18 protein-coding genes are annotated in these 18,448 nt (G+C 32.5%); 10 read left to right on the top strand and 8 right to left on the bottom strand.

Going from position 1 to position 18,448, the window contains the following annotated elements; genetic code table 11:
• Positions 1 to 4: 4 nt before the first annotated feature.
• The gene (locus ACZ2G2_RS10765) at positions 5 to 1,345 is read right to left on the bottom strand and encodes a 2TM domain-containing protein (RefSeq protein WP_470392082.1); all 1,341 of its coding nucleotides are present in this window, start codon (positions 1,343 to 1,345) and stop codon (positions 5 to 7) included.
• Positions 1,346 to 1,374: 29 nt separating this feature from the next.
• The gene (locus tag ACZ2G2_RS10760; protein ID WP_470392081.1) at positions 1,375 to 2,001 is read right to left on the bottom strand and encodes a hypothetical protein; all 627 of its coding nucleotides are present in this window, start codon (positions 1,999 to 2,001) and stop codon (positions 1,375 to 1,377) included.
• Between the two features lie 177 nt (positions 2,002 to 2,178).
• Between ACZ2G2_RS10760 and ACZ2G2_RS10755 the strand changes: the two genes are divergently transcribed.
• Genes ACZ2G2_RS10755 through ACZ2G2_RS10745 form a run of 3 tightly spaced genes read left to right on the top strand, consistent with a single transcriptional unit; the run spans position 2,179 to position 3,580 of the window.
• A complete protein-coding gene (locus ACZ2G2_RS10755; RefSeq protein WP_282068429.1) occupies positions 2,179 to 2,592 on the top strand; it encodes a hypothetical protein in 414 nt (137 codons plus the stop codon).
• 4 nt (positions 2,593 to 2,596) lie between these two features.
• Complete coding sequence (locus tag ACZ2G2_RS10750) at positions 2,597 to 3,031, top strand: hypothetical protein (protein WP_470392080.1); 435 nt, start codon at positions 2,597 to 2,599, stop codon at positions 3,029 to 3,031.
• A 36-nt stretch (positions 3,032 to 3,067) separates the two neighbouring features.
• Positions 3,068 to 3,580 carry a 3'-5' exonuclease gene (locus ACZ2G2_RS10745; protein WP_090839755.1) on the top strand — a complete coding sequence of 171 codons (513 nt, stop codon included), beginning with the start codon at positions 3,068 to 3,070 and terminating at the stop codon, positions 3,578 to 3,580.
• 317 nt (positions 3,581 to 3,897) lie between these two features.
• Here ACZ2G2_RS10745 and ACZ2G2_RS10740 read toward each other — a convergent pair whose 3' ends face one another.
• Together ACZ2G2_RS10740 and ACZ2G2_RS10735 are read right to left on the bottom strand one after the other, a co-directional pair.
• The gene (locus ACZ2G2_RS10740) at positions 3,898 to 4,404 is read right to left on the bottom strand and encodes a hypothetical protein (RefSeq protein WP_470392079.1); all 507 of its coding nucleotides are present in this window, start codon (positions 4,402 to 4,404) and stop codon (positions 3,898 to 3,900) included.
• A gap of 94 nt (positions 4,405 to 4,498) precedes the next feature.
• Positions 4,499 to 6,655 (bottom strand): TonB-dependent receptor, encoded by a 2,157-nt coding sequence (locus ACZ2G2_RS10735; RefSeq protein ID WP_470392078.1) that lies wholly within the window; start codon positions 6,653 to 6,655, stop codon positions 4,499 to 4,501.
• A 288-nt stretch (positions 6,656 to 6,943) separates the two neighbouring features.
• Here ACZ2G2_RS10735 and ACZ2G2_RS10730 point away from each other — a divergent pair, with 288 nt between their 5' ends.
• On the top strand, positions 6,944 to 7,438 hold the full coding sequence (locus ACZ2G2_RS10730) for an RNA polymerase sigma factor (protein ID WP_101203196.1): 495 nt from the start codon (positions 6,944 to 6,946) through the stop codon (positions 7,436 to 7,438).
• A gap of 3 nt (positions 7,439 to 7,441) precedes the next feature.
• Positions 7,442 to 8,074 carry a hypothetical protein gene (locus ACZ2G2_RS10725; RefSeq protein WP_272022709.1) on the top strand — a complete coding sequence of 211 codons (633 nt, stop codon included), beginning with the start codon at positions 7,442 to 7,444 and terminating at the stop codon, positions 8,072 to 8,074.
• A gap of 94 nt (positions 8,075 to 8,168) precedes the next feature.
• Here the strand turns inward: ACZ2G2_RS10725 and ACZ2G2_RS10720 are convergent, their stop codons facing one another.
• Positions 8,169 to 8,972: a lysophospholipid acyltransferase family protein gene (locus tag ACZ2G2_RS10720; protein WP_090839765.1), complete on the bottom strand. Its 804-nt coding sequence runs from the start codon at positions 8,970 to 8,972 to the stop codon at positions 8,169 to 8,171.
• Positions 8,973 to 9,018: 46 nt separating this feature from the next.
• Positions 9,019 to 9,660: an NUDIX hydrolase gene (locus ACZ2G2_RS10715; RefSeq protein ID WP_470392077.1), complete on the bottom strand. Its 642-nt coding sequence runs from the start codon at positions 9,658 to 9,660 to the stop codon at positions 9,019 to 9,021.
• A gap of 7 nt (positions 9,661 to 9,667) precedes the next feature.
• On the opposite strand from ACZ2G2_RS10715, the gene ACZ2G2_RS10710 reads away from it, so the two are divergent.
• From ACZ2G2_RS10710 to ACZ2G2_RS10700, 3 genes are all read left to right on the top strand, one after another.
• Entirely contained in the window at positions 9,668 to 10,354 is a 687-nt protein-coding gene (locus ACZ2G2_RS10710) for a peptidylprolyl isomerase (RefSeq protein WP_090840122.1), read from the top strand.
• 49 nt (positions 10,355 to 10,403) lie between these two features.
• Positions 10,404 to 12,560, top strand: coding sequence for a M3 family metallopeptidase (locus tag ACZ2G2_RS10705; RefSeq protein WP_470392076.1), 2,157 nt, complete (start codon positions 10,404 to 10,406; stop codon positions 12,558 to 12,560).
• Positions 12,561 to 12,651: 91 nt separating this feature from the next.
• Positions 12,652 to 12,942 (top strand): hypothetical protein, encoded by a 291-nt coding sequence (locus ACZ2G2_RS10700; RefSeq protein WP_470392075.1) that lies wholly within the window; start codon positions 12,652 to 12,654, stop codon positions 12,940 to 12,942.
• A gap of 200 nt (positions 12,943 to 13,142) precedes the next feature.
• Here the strand turns inward: ACZ2G2_RS10700 and ACZ2G2_RS10695 are convergent, their stop codons facing one another.
• Positions 13,143 to 13,745, bottom strand: a complete 603-nt coding sequence (locus ACZ2G2_RS10695) for a trimeric intracellular cation channel family protein (protein ID WP_282068438.1) — start codon at positions 13,743 to 13,745, stop codon at positions 13,143 to 13,145.
• A gap of 207 nt (positions 13,746 to 13,952) precedes the next feature.
• Here ACZ2G2_RS10695 and ACZ2G2_RS10690 point away from each other — a divergent pair, with 207 nt between their 5' ends.
• Together ACZ2G2_RS10690 and ACZ2G2_RS10685 are read left to right on the top strand one after the other, a co-directional pair.
• Complete coding sequence (locus tag ACZ2G2_RS10690) at positions 13,953 to 15,194, top strand: OmpA family protein (RefSeq protein WP_470392074.1); 1,242 nt, start codon at positions 13,953 to 13,955, stop codon at positions 15,192 to 15,194.
• Between the two features lie 103 nt (positions 15,195 to 15,297).
• Positions 15,298 to 15,759 carry a DUF2141 domain-containing protein gene (locus ACZ2G2_RS10685; protein WP_470392073.1) on the top strand — a complete coding sequence of 154 codons (462 nt, stop codon included), beginning with the start codon at positions 15,298 to 15,300 and terminating at the stop codon, positions 15,757 to 15,759.
• A 91-nt stretch (positions 15,760 to 15,850) separates the two neighbouring features.
• Here the strand turns inward: ACZ2G2_RS10685 and ACZ2G2_RS10680 are convergent, their stop codons facing one another.
• Positions 15,851 to 18,145, bottom strand: a complete 2,295-nt coding sequence (locus tag ACZ2G2_RS10680) for an ATP-binding protein (protein ID WP_470392072.1) — start codon at positions 18,143 to 18,145, stop codon at positions 15,851 to 15,853.
• Between the last annotated feature and the right edge of the window lie 303 nt (positions 18,146 to 18,448).

Here is an 18,448-nt window from a genome sequence, read left to right as displayed (position 1 = left end):
TAATTTAATTATAACGTTGTTGATTATCCTCTTCCATAAACTTTCTAATCTTCTTGTCTTCCCATGATTTACCAAGCATACCATCATTTACAAACACTTTATAAGCGTGAAAAGATAAGCCTACCGCCCAACCAAACATTGGAAAGAAAAACCATTTATAGTCCCAACTTGTTTTATAATTAATAAAAATTAAAAACGGAATAACAATACAGTACGATATCAGGTTATAGTAAAACTCTTTTAATTCTTCTACATGTTTACGGGCTCTAACGTAAGAGTCGTCTAACTGTTTTTGTGGTATTTGTTTCATTATCAAAATTTCTTTACTAAGCATTGGTATTGACACTAAAAAACTAGTGCTATTCTGATTAATACTGACACGCTTATTAGTTAATAATTGGTAGCGTTGTTTGATATTTTCTAAGCCAACACCACTACTCTTTTTTACAATTTGTTTAGGTTGCAGATTGTTTTCTACAACTAGATTTTGTTCGGTTTCATAAATCTTAATATGTAACGGTTTGCCACTAGTAACAATATTATGCTTTACAGCATTTTCTAGTAACAACTGTAACGCTAATGGCACCACTTTACTTTCTGGGTCTAAAGCCTGTTCTGGAATATCAAAGATGATGCTGTCTTCAAATCTCATTTTAAGTAAAGACATATATGTTTTTGCGAATTTTAACTCTTCATCTACTGTAACTAATTCTTTATTTTTCTGTTCTAAAACATAACGATAAACTTTAGATAAGCTAGTCGTAAATTTTTGTGCGCTTTCTGGATTTTCTTCAATTAAACTAGTTAATACATTTAAGCTATTAAATAAAAAATGAGGATCCAATTGGTTTTTTAAAGCATCAAATTTTGCGCTTGCCGTACCAGCAATAACTTTTTGTTCTTTTAATTTATTTTTCTGAAATCTGTTATAAAAATAAACCACATGAAACACAGATACTATGGTCAACGTTATCCATAGCCCAAAGGAGTAACCACTCCATGACTCGTTAGCAATAAAAAATTTAAACGAGTTACCTACGTAAACAATAGATGTGAAAGCTCTTAATAAAAACAAGCCTAAAAGTGTAATTAACGTAGAACCAACAATACCTAGAAGGATTCTTTTAATATACGCTCCAGGTTTCCAATTGATACGTTCCATAAAACTAAAAAACGTCATATTAGAAAACCCTAAAACAAAAGCATATAACTGATAGAATATAAAATCCTCTATAAATTGCCCAACCGAATCGTAGCTAAATCCATTAGACATGTATTGTCCAACAACAAAAACTAAGCACCCAATTACAAAGGTTAAAGCAATATTTTTTAAAATTTTATTCATAGTTATTACTTTTAAAACACGCACTATAGCTATTGGTTACAAGCTTTAGTTAATTGTTCTGCACGCTCTTGTCCCCAATTTGGATCAAATGCTGTTTCTGGTTTAAAGTTAGCAAAAAGTTGCAGAGATTTTTCTATTTGCTCACAAAATGGCTTAGTATCTTTCCCAAAATACTTTGCGGTCCCCATATCCCATTCTGCTTTACTTAACATAACTCTTGGATTATCAGGCGCTAATTGTGCTGCTTGGCTATATAAAGCATTTATTTTACCAGATAACGTCATCCCATAAGTTGCACCATCACTAACTACATAAACCATGTGCAGCATAGCTTGCAAGACCATAATTTCGGGATTATCTTTAGACTGGGCAGTCGCATTATCCACAAAACCTTGTGCTTTTTTTAACTGAGCATCTAAAACATCTTTCTCTTTTAATTTAGAAAATCCGTCCAAGATTAATACTTGCGCAGCATAATATGAAGGCAACCAATTATCGGTTTCTGCAGTTGCAATGCGCTCAAATAAATTAGAAGCTTCTGTTATTTGACCTTGTTCCCAAAGCTCAAAAGCTTTGTTCATTCCTGATTTATACGTGGTTTGTGCTTGTAACATTGACGTTATAAAAAACACAATAGTAAAAGTTAATTTATACATGATTATAGAGTTATTAATTACACTACAAAGATGCTGCACAAACCGGCTTATTAAAAAAAAGCATGACCCAACTGTTATTTTTTTAGGCTGAATTGTAAGTCGTATTCAGTTACATAAACATAGCTATTGTATTTACCTGACAAAACAGTAACTTTAAATCATCAAAACCAGTTACTTATGTCTATTAAAACAGTCGAAATTATTGTATTTAGTATCATCGGATTATTAATACTCCTTAATTTACTTTTAAACATTAATAAGTATAAAAACGACACTATTAATGTTGTTATTAAAAACTGGAGTCACAATAAGTACTTTTTTATAACTTTTGTTTGGGGTGTATTTGGAGGTCACTTTTTTTTAGGTAGTAAAAAGCCTGTTTTAGATATTTTTATTACCCATTGGGAAATCCCGCCAATTGCATTAGTGCTAATTGTTATAATCATGATTATCTATGGTAGAAAATTACCTAAAGATTTAATTATAAAAACGAAACACCAAGTATTACTATTAATTTCTGGGCTACTATTTGGGCATTTTATATGGTCTCAACGCCATGAAGAGTTTATTAATTTCGCCTTAAACAATTAAAAATATGCAACCAATAAACCAACTGTTAGACCAAGATACTTTTATCAAAAAAGTACAGTATTTAATAATTACTTTATTTTTATTACTAATTGCATTTGATATTTATCTAGCTGTAGATACAACGACAGATAACGACACTATTAGCCGAATTATAAAAACTTATACTGATAATGGGTTATATGTCCTAACCTTTTTTTGGGGTGCATTAGCAGCAAATTTCTTCTTTACTACCAAACACGTTTTATTAGTTAGCGGTACCATTGGAAGTATAATTTTAGTCGTGCTTGCTTTTTTTATCTATTGGTTTAGCTTAGGAACAAAAGTTGAAACTTTTATTGGCCCCACGGAAAATGATATACGTATCGCACATGCTATTTACATGATCATTGGGTTTTTAATAGCATTTTTAGTTTGGAGACAGCGTGGTGTGCACGGGTAATAGATAAATTGAATTATATTTACATAAAAAATAATCATGTCATCAACATTCGCTGCAATAGATTTTGAAACTGCAAAAAGCCATCATATTTGTTCGGTAGGAATTGTGACGTTTAAAGACGGGGTTATTGTGGACGAGTTTCATGCGTTGATACAACCACCAAACAACGATTATAATTTTCACAACATACAAGTCCATGGTATTACTGAGGATGACACACGATTTGCACCAAATTTTAAAGCGGTATACCCTGAAATAAAAAAACGGATTTCGGGAATCACAACCGTTGCGCACAATGAGTCTTTTGACCGTACTGTTTTACAAAAAACGATGACAGATTATAACATTCCACATTCTGATTTGATTATGGAACATCGTTGGGAGTGTACATTAAAACTATATCGTAATAAAGGCTACAAACCAGCTAAATTAGACGCGTGTTGTAAAGTGCATAATATTGCACTAAAACATCACGACGCGTTATCTGATGCTAGAGCATGCGGTAAGTTGTTTTTAATTGCTCAATTTGAGTCTTTACCTTTGTTTTAACGGTTCTCGATACACTTCTCCTACGTCGAAGCACTCGAACTGACGTCATGTGTTTACTCACGCTTAAACAGAAACCTTATCACATTATACGCACATATCGCCACTTCGAGTGGTTTGTGAGGCACGAGCAAATTGTATCGAGAAGTTATTCAAACAGTAACGGTTCTCGATACACTTCTCCTACGTCGAAGTACTGGAACTGACGTGGTGTACTTATTCTTGTGTGAATACGCTTTAGTAGAACCTAAACAAAAAAAAATAGCAAACTGAGTTTTATCTCTGCTTACTATTAATTAATACTATTTAAAACGTTGCGTTTATTCAACATTATATGTAATCATACTACTGCATTCTGTAGTACTTCTTGTTCTGTAATAAGAAATGCTTCTATCGTCATTCTCTTTGGTTACTGAGTATGTGTTATCACAATACACCGTTATAAATCTAGTCCCCACAAAAGCATCATTTGTATTGTCTGCATCTACTGTATAATTGTAAAGATAACGTCCGTCTTCTATTTTCTCCCAGGTTCCATTTGCTGTTTCTACAGTTGCATAAAACTCCGCAAAAGTCCCATCGGAATTAAAGGTTATTAATATTTCTGAGTCTTCAAAAACACTTTTAAACCATCTGTCAACAAGCGTCCATTCTGTCCCGGTCCATTCGTCTAAAGTAGATTCTAAGCTTTCTGATCGGTACATTTGCCAATCCCCGATGACTTGGTTGACTTCTTCAGGATTGTCCGCAGTATCGTCATCGTTATTACACGACACAACACTAATTAGGGATAAGATAATAAAGGCATTTAAAACATAATTTTTCATAGCATTGAAAATTTAAAGTTAGTTATTTACTAATATAACCATTATGTACCTTTATTTCCTACCCTAGATGGCTTTTACTTTAAAAACCAAACTTTTAAAGATTATCTAATTGATTGTCTGTTCCCTTCTCACTAATCGTCCAAAAGAAACCTACGAAGAAAAACTGATCCGCTGCCGGACGTAATGCTCGCCTATTAAACCGCCCATTTAAATCTGCTGTGTTATCATACTGATAGCCATTAATATTTTTAAATCCTAAGGCATTGTTAACTGAAAAATATAAAATTTTTTGGGGACTTAATAAGTATGCCCAATTAACACTTAAGCTATTATAAGATTTAGTTTTTTGATTTAAAAAACCCGTTTGATTAGGATCTGTGTAAGTTCTACCTGAAGCAAAATTATAACTTAAACCTACTTGGCTTTTCCAGCTATCTATCCAATATTTACCAACAACGGATAAGTTATGTGTGTTAGCAAAATTAGGTTGTGCTGAGGTCGTGTAATTTTTATAATTACGTACTGTATCCAAAAATGAATAGCTGACCCAATAATCAATATTATTGATGCTTTTATTATCTCTAAAAAACAAATCTATTCCTTTTGCATAACCACTTCCTGAATTATCAAAATCAGTTTCAAAATTGGTAAAATCTGAATCATATTTAACTAAATCGCTATATTTTTTATAATAGGTTTCTGCTCTAAAAATTTTACCATCGGAATTAAACTGATAATTTAAAATATAATGTTGGGCTTGTTGTGCTTCTAAATTTTGATCAAACTTTAAAATAGCACTGTTAGGTTGTTGGAAAAAATTACCATACGCTAATGATAACTGGCTTTTACTACCTGTTTTATAAGCTAATGATGCTCTTGGAGATACTGTTACTTTATCAAATAACTGACTATACTCTGCACGAAACCCTGCTTTTAAAGCTAGTTTTTTAGAAAAGAAAATATCCGCTTCTGTAAATGCTGCTGTTAGATTATTATTATTATACCCATAATTAACATTATCTATAACTTGATCGTTGTAGTTTTCGTTGAATTTAGTAGCAAATTGTTCTGCTCCAAAATTTAATTTAAAACGATTACTGATTCGGTATTTTAGTTTTAACTTAGCATGTATAGAGTTTTCTGTAGTATTTATTTTACTATCAATTATACTAACCTTTCCTTTGGCGTAGGTATAACTTAAACCTCCAGAAATGGTCCAATCGCTATTTAAAACTTCTTTATAAGAACCATTAAAATAGAAGTTTTTATTATTTAAAGCAAAGGATAATCCATCTTCTAAATTAATGTCTTCCTGAACTAAACTAAAGTCTGAGGTATCAAAAGCGGAGTATAATTTTAAGATTCCATTGTCTGTTTTATGTCTAAAAACAGCTTCGCCAGAAACGGTTTGGAAAGGCTTTTTCCAATCGTTACGATCTTCAAACAACTCTAAATAGGGTGCTAAATTAATATACGACGCGTTAACGCTTAAACTGTTTTTGCCCCATATTTGTGTGTTTCCTAAACTAGCTCCGACACTCATGATACCAATATCTGTTTTTTCTTGATCAGGTTGATTTATGGTATTAAGCTCTAAAACACTAGATAAGGCTTGCCCATACTCGGCACTATAACCACCTGTTGAAAAGGTAATTCCGTCAAATAAAAATGGCGAGTAGCGACCACGCGTTGGAATGTTATTTGTGGTTGGAGCATAAGGCGTAAATACACGCATCCCGTCAATAAATATTTGTGTTTCTTCTGCTTCTCCTCCACGTACAAACAAGCGCCCATCCTCGGATACTGTTGTGGTCCCTGGTAAGGTTTGTAATGCGCCTACAAAATCGCCTAAAGCACTTGCTGTAGTAACTACATCCAAGGGTTTTAATACCGATACTTTACTATTATCTCCTGCTGCAAAGGTCCCGGCTGATATAACGACTGCGTCCAAAGTGTTTACGTCTTCTTTTAAGACTATTTTTATGTTTTTTAAAGCTGTTACTGTTTTGACTATTGTTAAGGTCTCAAAAGACACGAAAGACGTAACCAGACGTTGTTGCCCTGTGGCTGTTGTTGTAAAACTAAAACTACCATCGGCTAGTGTACTTGCGCCATCATACGTCCCATCTAGATATACATTTGCTCCTAAAACGGGTTGGTTATTGGTGTCTGTTACGGTACCTGAGATTGTGTTTTGAGATAGTCCTAGCGTACTGATAATTAATGTTAATAGGGTTAGTGCAAGTTTCATAATAAAAAATGGTTTTTGATTGTTTGACTCTGCAAAGATGCACGGAGGACTAAGGATTTTAAATTATTAAGTCCCGAAGTGTTGATTTTTATGGATGGGCTGCACTAAGACAACCTGAGCACACGCGTTAGCGGTTGTAGTGGTATCCTTTTTTTGCTGCCACTTATGGCAAAAAAAGATTTTAACGGAAAACGCGACCCTTGTGGTAACGCCCAAAAAAAATAATTCTAAATTTGTGTAACGTCTTTATAATTTTAACTACTAATAGTTAAACTAACCAAATAACCATTGAGTAAACCATTAGAACAAAATTTTGTTGAATTGTTAGAGCAGCACCAGAATATTGTACATAAAGTTTGTAGACTTTATACCAATAACTATGATGCGCACAACGATTTATTTCAGGAAATAACCATCCAGCTATGGAAGGCTTTCCCGAAGTTTAGAGGGGATAGTAAATTTAGCACTTGGATGTATCGTGTGGGCTTAAATACCGCCATTACATTATACAGAAAGTCTAAACGTACTATCAACACTCAGCAATTTGACACAGTACAGTTTAAGATTAGTGCAGAGGAATATGATAGCACTGAGGAGGACCAATTAAAATTATTATACAACGCTGTCCACCAATTAAATGATATTGAAAAGGCTTTAGTCTTTTTGTATCTGGAGGACAAAAATTATAGAGAGATAAGTGAAACAATGGGTATTACTGAGGTTAATGCTAGAGTGAAGATGAACAGAGTGAAAACCAAATTAAGAACCATTTTAAATCCGTAACCTATGGATGAATTAGAATTATTAAAAAAAGACTGGGTTAAGAGTGACGATAAATTTGAAAGAAAATCGACTGCCCAACTATATCCAATGCTATTAAAAAAATCGTCTAGCATTGTAAAGACGTTATTTTATATAAGTATTGCAGAACTGGTGTTTTGGGTCGCCATAAATACAATGCCTTTTTTGATGTCTGATGCTTACAGAGCCAAACATGAAGAAATGTATACTAGTAATATGTTTATAATTTTAAGCCTTTTGTCTTATGCTATTATATTACTTTTTGTGTATTTATTATACCGATCGCACAAATCAATTTCTGTTACAGACAATGCAAAAAAATTGATGCAAAACATATTAAAAACTAGAAAAATCATTAAATACTATGTGCTTTATAATTTAGTTTTGGCATCCGTATCAATGATCTTAGCGTTTATATACACTAGTAGTCATGACCCTTTATTAGCTGAAAAAATTGATCATTTTACTAACAAGCAATATATAGCAATGATTGGAATGTTTATGTTAGTTACTATCGTTTTTGTAGCTGTTATATGGCTGTTTTACAAGTTACTTTACGGTATCCTTTTAAGGCGATTAAATAGAAACTACAAAGAATTAAAGAAGATTGAAGTTTAATCTTTAAATAGTATTAGAATTAAAAAAGCCTCAAAGTAAATTTACTTTGAGGCTTTTTTATGGTTGTATGTTTTTTATTGAAGAATAGTGGCTACTAAGTTAAAAACTCACGTTTTTTATTAAGCTCTTCTTGTGCCAATAACTCCTTTTGAGGTATTACTTTTAAGAACGACGGGTGTTGCTCTATTGCATATTCTATTTGCTCTACGATGTCTGCAATAGTATCGTTTTCGTAATCAATTTTTAAAGGTTCTTTAATCTCGAAAGATTGATAAACGTTTTTCTTTTTAATTCGTAATCCCTTTTTATCAAAACTACGTCTAAAACCATCAATTACTATTGGTACTACTATTGGCTTATAACGTTTTATTATATGCGCTGTCCCTTTACGGATTGGCTTAAATGGTGTTGTGGTCCCTTGCGGGAATGTAACTACCCAACCGTCATCCAAAGCTTTTTTAATGGCAGAAATATCAGACATTTTTACTTGCCTGTTTATATCTTTACCTTGACTACGCCAAGTACGCTCTATACTAATAGATCCTGTGTAAGCAAATATTTTTGGTAGCAGACCTGATTTCATGGTTTCTTTAGCTGCCACATAATACATGTTTAGCTTTGGATTCCATAAATACCCCACATTTTTAATATTATCATCTCTCCCTTTTAAGGATGCATTAAATACATGAAACATTGCAATTACATCTGCAAAGTACGTTTGATGATTAGATATAAAAAGTACGTTAGTATCTGGTAAATTTTTTATAACGTCTGATCCTTCGATTTGCAAATCGTTAAAGCCTCTAAAGCGTCTGTGTGTAAACAGACCTAAGATTCTGATTAACCATTTTTTTACAAAAAGAATATGTCCAAAGGGATTTTTTTTAAATAAACCCATAGTTTTTTTTACATTTAGTAATAACAAATATAGAAAAACCTTTAACTTATAGGGTAGCTTTTAACAAGTCTTTGACTTCGCTTAGCATCATTGCTGTTGCACCCCAAACTAAATGTGTCCCTAAATAAAACGCAGGCACCTCAACATCAGTACCGTAACTAGTTTTAACTTTTTTAGAGGTTAGATTACTATCACTTAACAAATCAGAGAGATAAACCTCTAATAAATCCTCCACTTCTGTCTCTTGTTTGATAAAAGTCGGTGTCTTAATGGCTGCTCCAATATAAGGTTGCACATAAAAATTGCTTGGAGGAATGTATACTTGTGTCATTTTTTTATACACAGTGACTAGCTCTGGATGTACCCCAACCTCTTCATGCGTTTCGCGCAAAGCGGTGTGCATTAGATCACGATCTTCCTCTTCTACTTTACCTCCCGGAAATCCTACTTGCCCTGAGTGGACCCCTTTATAGGTTTTTCTTAAAATTAAAATCAGTTTAGTTTGCGCTTCCAAATCAGGGTAAAACAACGCTAAAACAGCACTTTGCCTTGCGTTTTTGATATTATCGCCTTGCTTTTTAACCAACTCTTGTCTGTAAGGTGGTACCATTTTAAGCTGAGAAGCTTCGGCTGGCAAGGGGATATTTTTTATTTTTGGTAACGCTATGATAAATTCATTAAAATTCATTTTAAAAATGCGCGTATTATTATTGGTTGGTTTTTGTTTTTTGTTTCTTAATTGTGAAGATAAACAATCCAAATCTAAAACAAAATCAAACACTCCTAAAACAGAGGTCAAAGTAGTAGAAAAAGATACAACTCCGCAACGCGAATTTCCTTATTTAGATAAGGATAACGTTATGGATTTTTTCTTGGATTACGAGCCTAAAAACCCAGAAAACAAAGTACGCATCTCTACTTCTATGGGTGATATTGACATATTATTGTACGACAAAACTAAATTCCATCGTGCTAATTTTATATTTCTAACTAAACAGCATGCTTTTGATAATACCCAGTTTCATCGTGTGGTAAAAAACTTTATCATTCAAGGAGGTAATACAGACGATTTACAAGTAGCTGCCAGACGTGGTAAAATTGGTAGATACCTTTTACCAACAGATACCAACCGCGGTTACACCCATAAAAGAGGTGTAATATCTATGCCGAGTAGCGATATTGAAAATCCTTATAAATTAGCCTCGCCTTATGAGTTTTTTATAACACAACAAAACGCCTTTCATTTAGATGGCGACTTTACAGTATTTGGAGAAGTTATAAAAGGGATGGATGTTGTAGACAAAATAAACGCTGTTGATATTGATAAAGCAGATTGGCCATTACGTAACATATATATTAAAAAAGTAGAAATTATAGAATAGCTGCTGACTTTTAAGTATTTTTAAACTGAAATTAAATTATCCATTTTATATGAAAAAAAACACTGTTTTCTCTATCCTAACTTGTTCTATTATATTGTTTAGTACAAGTTGCAAGAAAGATACTGATACTACTGAATCCTCTGAAACTATGAGCGACAATTTATTACTTCAAGACTATACAGGACCTTACGGTGGTGTTCCTGCGTTTGACAAAATGAAAGTCGAACAAATAGAACCTGCTGTTATTGCTGGAATGGAACAAGGCTTAAAAGATATTGAAGCCATTGCTAATAATACAGATGCACCTACTTTTAAAAACACTATCGAAGCAATGGAACGTGCTGGTAGTGGTTTAGACAATGTATTTACCTACTACGGGATTTTTGGTAGTAATATGAGTAGTCCAGAATTTAGAGAAGTACAAGGTAAACTAGCACCTAAATTATCTGAATACACGTCAAAAATTAATCAAAACGAAGCGTTATTTAAGCGTATTAAATCGGTTTATGATGCGTCACAAAAAACACCATTAGAAGCTGACCAACAGCGTGTTTTAGAATTGACTTACAAGCGTTTTGAAATGAATGGTGCCGAATTAGATGACGTTAAGAAAAAGCGTTATGCGGAAATTAATAAAGAGCTATCATCACTTTACAATAAGTTTGGAGACAATGTTTTACATGACGAAGAAAACTATATTACCTATTTAACAAAAGACCAATTAGACGGTCTAAGTGAAGGATTTATTAAGTCTGCAGCAAAAATAGCAACAGATAATGATAAAGATGGTCAATATGCCATTACCAACACTAGATCTTCAATGGATCCGTTTTTAACGTATAGCACAAATCGCGAATTACGTAAGCAAGTTTGGACAAACTATTACTCTAGAGGAGATAACGGAGATGAATTTGATAATAATACGCTTATCGCGGAAATTCTAAAACTAAGAAGAGAGCGTGTTGAATTATTAGGTTATAAAAACTTTGCCGAATGGCGTTTACAAGACCGTATGGCTAAAACACCAGAAAATGCTATGCAATTAATGCTTGCTGTTTGGCCTGCTGCTATTGCGAGAGTAAAAGAAGAGGTTGCAGATATGCAAACGGTTGCAGATGCGTCGGGACAAAAATCAGATATTGAAGCATGGGACTACCGTTACTACGCAGAAAAAGTAAGACAAAAAAAGTATAACTTAGATAGTGATGAGGTTAAACAATACTTACAACTAGATAAATTAACGGAAGCTTTATTTTATACTGCTGGTCGTTTATTCAATTATAAATTTACACCTGTTGCAGAAGGTAAAGTACCGGTGTTTCATGAAGATGTAAAGGTTTGGGAAGTAACAGACTTAGATTCTGGAAAAGCTATTGGTTTATGGTATTTAGATCCATTTGCAAGACCAGGAAAACGTTCTGGTGCTTGGGCAACAACTTATAGAAGCCACACTACACTTGACGGACCAAAAACAGTATTAGCGTCTAACAACTCTAACTTTGTAAAAGCAGCTCCGGGAGAAGCAGTATTAATTTCTTGGGATGATGCACAAACGTTTTTTCATGAGTTTGGACACGCACTTCACTTCTTCTCTTCTAATGTAAAATACCCAACCTTAAATGGAGGTGTTAGAGATTATACAGAGTTTCAAAGTCAATTATTAGAACGTTGGTTATCTACAGATGAAGTTATCAATCAATTTTTAGTACATAATAAAACAGGAGAACCAATTCCAGCTAGTTTAGTTGCTAAAATCAAAAAAGCATCAACTTTTAATCAAGGATTTGGTACTACAGAGTATTTAGCATCTGCTTTAATGGATATGAAATTACACCTTGCAGATCCTGAAAATATTGATATTGACAAATTTGAACGTGAAACGTTAGCTGAATTAAAGATGCCTAAAGAATTACCAATGCGTCACAGAACACCGCATTTTGGTCATGTTTTTTCTGGAGAAGGTTATGCAACAGCATATTATGGTTACATGTGGGCAGATGTCTTAACTAGTGATGCATCAGAAGCATTTAAAGATGCTCCAGGTGGTTTTTATGATAAAGAAGTGGCTGACAAATTAGTCAAGTATTTATTTGCTCCAAGAAACAGTATGGATCCTGCTGAAGCGTTTAGAAAATTTAGAGGACGTGACGCTAAAATTGAAGCTTTATTAAGAGATAGAGGGTTTCCTGTGCCAACAGAAAACTAAAACTAATGACCATTAAATAACAAAAGTTTTGATGCTTCTAGATACTTTTCTAGAGTGTTGAAACTTTTGTTTTTTATATAATATAATACACATGAATTTTATAGATTTTATTATTGGCGCACTTTTAGTTAATGCCATGCCACATCTTGTTTTTGGACTTACCAAAGCACACTTTCTAGGCTTATTTGGATACAGCTCAAAAGGAAACATTGCGTATGCAATATTGCAGTTAATAGCCTGTTGTTTACTTTTCTATTTTAACTATGGGTTTGATGCATTGCTAAATAATGGTATTTTTATGGGCGGATTAACGGTCCTATGTTTGTATTTTATATTCGGAAAACTATTGGTTGGTTTTTATGGAAAACAAAAACCTGAGTAAAATAATAAAAATTGCAAATACAGTAAAAAAATAAAAATGGTTTTAAACTACTGAAAAATCTAAAAAGATAGCGCCTAAAAACAAAAAGTAATAATGCCGTATCCTCTTGTTATCAAACCAAATAACTTTAAGCTGGTAAATCATATTTTAAGACGTTTTTTATAATTTCAGACCAACAGAATACGAAATAAAAATTAATTTTAGTCCTTATATAAGTTAGGTAAACTAACTTTAAATTTTACAGCAATTAACCTTACGGTGATCACTACAGCTCCTGCAATAACAAATACAAAGTCAGAAGCTAAAGGTAGTTTTATAATTAAAAAATAAGTAGCTCCTCCTAAAATACAGGCAGTAGCATACACCTCTTTTCTAAATATTACTGGGATTTCGTTACACAAAATATCTCTGATAACACCTCCAAAACATGCTGACATTGTTCCTAAAAAGACACAGATAATAGGATGTAAACCTGCAGAGATTCCTTTTTCAACCCCAACAACAGTATATAGTCCAATACCAATGGTATCAAACAATAGTAAAGATTTACGCAAATAATCAATTTTTGATCTAAACGCAACAGCAAAAATAGTAGACAAAATAACAACGTAAATAAACGTCATGTCCTTCATCCAACTTACTGGAGTTTCGCCAATTAAAATATCACGCAAAGTACCACCTCCTACTGCTGTAACAAATGCAATAATTAAAATTCCAAAAGCATCCATACGCTTGTTAAGCGCTACCAATACTCCTGAAATAGCAAATGCTATGGTTCCTAAAATGTCTATTATATAAAACATACTCTTTGAATAAAAAGCAAAATTAGCTTTTTAAAAGACAAAACTGACATAATGTAAACTTTTAATCCTATTTGATATTTGTATACTTCAAATACAAAAAAGCTTGCTATACTTAAACCTCCAAAGCAAACACATTACCCATTTCTTTTTCTAATTATATATTTTTAACCTATATTGGCTATGCTATTAATTAAATATTCTAAAAAAATGAAACGATTAGTTTTACTACTAACTGTCATTACCTTATCGTGCCTATCTCAAACTATACAGGCGCAGGATGTATATTCTCCTTGGACCGCAAGTTTAAGTACCAATGCTATTAATAATCCAACCAGATCACTTCCAGGAGATTTAGGTCGTTATAAAACATGGAATTGGGATCCTGCAGGATTTAAAATAGGCCTTGCTAGGCATTTAAAAGGGAGACTATCTTTTGAATCTACAATTTCGCTTAGCGGAATTAAACAAAACTATGTAAATATTGACGAAAAATTCTCTCTAATAGCTTTAGACGGTTTGTTTAAATATAACTTAGCAAATAGTTTTGTCTTAACACCATATCTAGTTTTAGGAGTTGGATATACTTGGCTTGATACTGTTGGAGCAGGAACTTTAAATGCAGGCGTTGGAATTAATGTATGGTTAACCTATAATTTTGGATTAACAGGACAAAGTATTTATAAACATGCTTTTGAGGACTACGGTTTACAACACTACCAACACTCTGTTGGTATAATTTTTAAATTTGGTGGCTCTGATAATGACAACGATGGAATTGTAAATAAGGAAGATGAATGTCCTAATATCTTTGGATTGGCCGATTTTAATGGTTGTCCAGATACTGATAAAGATGGCATTCCTGATAAAGAAGATAATTGCCCTGATACACCAGGTACACTTAATGGTTGCCCTGATAGTGACAAGGATGGCGTTCCTGATTTATATGATAATTGTCCAAACCTAGTAGGAGAAAAATCTAACAGAGGGTGTCCAATACCAGATACTGACAAGGATGGTATTATTGACACTTTAGATAAATGTCCGCAAATTAAAGGCTCTAAAAACAATAATGGATGTCCAGAGGAAAAACCTGAGCAAACCAAAGCAGTCATATCTAAAAAACCTGTTTTAATTTATTTTGAATTGAGTAAGGCCGAAATTGATGCTAAAAGTCAAAAAATATTAGACAATGTTGCTAAATTTATAAAGCAATCAGATATTAAATCCTACGAAATTTCAGGACATACAGATAACACCTCTTCAAAGCAAACTAACTTAAAATTATCTTTGGAACGTGCCAATGCTGTTAGAGCTTATTTAGTTGCGAAAGGTGTTGCTGAAACTAAACTGAAGACCGCTGGTTTTGGTGAAGAATTTCCAATTGATAAAACCAATACAGAAGTAGGAAAGCAAAAAAACAGACGGGTAGAAATTATTCCAATGCATTAAAATTACAATTGGGCAACTAAAAATAACAATTGGGTTATTTGTTTTTGAATACTAGCTGAATTTATTTCATTTTTGAAGTGTTAACCAATAAAAACATCACATTATGAAGACTTTAACGACATCAAATCCAATTAGCAACAAATTAGTATCCACTCTTTTTTTATTTGTATTAAGCATCACTTTTGCTTTTGGACAAACTAAAACAGTGGTAACCGAAGGTCAAAATATAACCGTAACCGTAAAGAATGTAAAAAACAATACGGGACAAGTTATGGTTGCATTACATACTGCAGACACATGGATGAAAGGACAAGGTCTACAGAATATTAATAGTATAATTGAAAATAACCAAGTCTCAATTACGTTTAAAAATGTAACTCCTGGTACGTATGCTATTATGGTATTACATGACGAAAACACCAATAACCGTATGGATTTTGACAATGGAATGCCAACAGAAAACTACGGAATGTCAAACAACCCGATGAGTTATGGACCGCCACAATTTTCAGAATCTAAATTTGAAATAAACACAGAAGACCTAGAGTTTAATATTAGATTCTAACAGACTAAAAAACTAGAATAGAGAAAGCCACTTTACAGTGGCTTTCTCTATTCTAAACGTTACATTTTAAGTTCTAAATGCTAATTAAAAATTAAGCAGTCTTTTTCTGAGTTGCATTACTAGCACTCAAAATATTTTTAATAATGGTCCGTTTAAAATAATCTAAATCGTATGGCTTAACAATAATATCATTCATACCAGATTCAAAAACAAGCACACGCTCCTCCTCTATCTCAACCGCTGTAAGCGCTATAATTGGAACTATCTTATTAAAAAGACGTATTTCTCTTGTGGCATCTATTCCGTTTTTTACTGGCATATTAATATCCATTAAAATTAAATCGTAAGTATTCTCCTTTACTTTAGCTATTGCTTCATCTCCGTTTTCGGCAATATCACATTGTACATTACTAATTTTAAGTATTTTTTTAGTGACAATCTGATTAATACGATTGTCTTCCACAATAAGAATTCGTTTGTTATTTAATAGTTTGAGATCAATTATAGGCGCTATCATTTCTTGCTCTTGTGCTACTTCTATTTTAAGAGGCAATGTAAATTTAAAAGTACAGCCTTTTCCTAAGTCACTTTCTACTACTATTTCACTTCCAGCTTGTTCTAATAATTTTTTAACAATAGGCAATCCTAGTCCTGTCCCTTGGTAAGAATTTGGTATGGCATTAACTTGTGAAAATTCATCAAAAATAGAACTCAGTTTAGACGCTTCAATCCCTGGACCTGTATCTTTAATAATAAACTCGACCTCAACAACAGTATCTGTTTTAGCCTTAGCATTAACAATAACGTCAATAACGCCGCGTTCTGTAAATTTACAAGCATTACCTACCAAATTCATTAATACTTGTGACAGTCTTATTAAATTACCTTTTAATAGAGGAGGGACTTCTTCGCTAACCTGAATATTAATCTCGTTATTATGTTGCAAACGGATATATTCAAATGAAGAGACAATGATGCTTATTTGATCTTTTAAATTGAAAGTAGATTCTTCTTTTGTGAAAAATTTATTTTCAATTTTATTAAACTGAAGCAAATCATTAATCAATGCCAATAAGTAATTAGCCGAAAACTTAAGTGTCTTCAAATCTTCTTTATGGCCATTAAGTGCTTTATCTTCTAACAAGATAGAACTTATCCCTACCACACCATACAAAGGTGTTCTTAACTCATGACTAATAGTTGCAAAAAACTTTTCTTTAGATTTAGCTAAGTATTCACTTTCCTCTTTAGCCACAAGATATTGACTATTTTTCAATTTTAAATCTTTTACTAAAACCTGTCTTTTCTCGCTTGATAAATAACTTATTACCAAAATAATAAGCAATAAGAAAATAATTAAAAAGACAATAAAAAGCAATCCATTTTTTTGCTCTGCCTTTTGCTCTAATAATTGCTTTTCTAACTCTTTAGATTTAATTTGTTCTTTATAACGTTCTACATTTAATTCTGCAGTAACCGCTTCAATTATATTATTTTCGACATCTTTTTCTTTCTTATCATCATAAAGACTTAAAAGCTTATCCACTTCATAAATTCCTTTATAATCCTTTTTGACTTCTAAAGCCTTTCTATAACCTTCGTAACCTTCAATCAAGGCGTCAACAAACTCAGTACCTTCACAAATTCTGATGGTCTCTTTAAACTTTAATATGGCTTCATCGGGTTTGTTTAATAATAGTAACATTTGACCCTGATTATGTATATGACTTGATAAATAATGCGGTGGATTACCCAAATCATTTAAATAACGCTCTGTTTCTTTAATGTAAAAACTACTATTAACGGGATCTTCTATTTCATTATAAATTCTAGCGACATTATGATGTATTACAAATAGACGCGTGGTGTCCTTTAAGCGTTTTGCTATTCCAATACTTTCAATATATTTATCAGCAGCTTTTTTTTTGTAATCTGTAAAATAATAAACATTAGCCAAATTATTTATAAATCTTAAAAGCACCGTACTGTCATTAGATACTTTAGCCTCTTCAAAAGATTTTAAAAATAAGACCTTGGCCCGAGCAGTATCCTTTATACGCAACATTGTGTTACCAATAACGGTTCTTAAATCATGAAGATATTTAGTACTATCAGTTTTTTTTGCTAGGTAAAGTGCGGTATCCGAATAAATTAAACTTGGCGCATAACTAGATTTATAATGCTCTTCTGTCATCCATGCAATAGTAGCTTCCACATGCTTAATTATCTCTGCGTTTGTTGAGTCTTTTGATATTTTAGGCAGGGATTCATTAATAGCCGTATAAGACGTTAAATCAGGTCCTATATTAGGTATTTCACTTTGAGAACGTCCGGAAATACTATAGAAAAAAATTAGAAAAAATAGGGTTTTGGTTAAGTTAGTCATAAAAAAGAAATGGATTTAGGGACTTTAATATAATACTTTTAAAATTATTCCTCAAATTATTCGCTCAAAAACACATCGGCAAGTTTCTATATTACAACAAATTACATGGATTTATTTAAGCCAAAAACTAGAAGACAAATAGCACTTCACTTACAAATTAAAGGATGCTTTTTTAAAATAAAAAGTGTCGCAAAAAAGATAAGTTATCAAACACTTTATAGTGGTTTAATGTAATTATAAAAAGATACTTTTAGCACCTCTAAAAAACAAAACCAACTAACCCTCTGCAACATAGATTGTAAT

The sequence above is a fragment of the Olleya sp. KKT75 genome (assembly GCF_055635485.1).
This window is presented reverse-complemented; position numbering and strand designations above follow the sequence as displayed.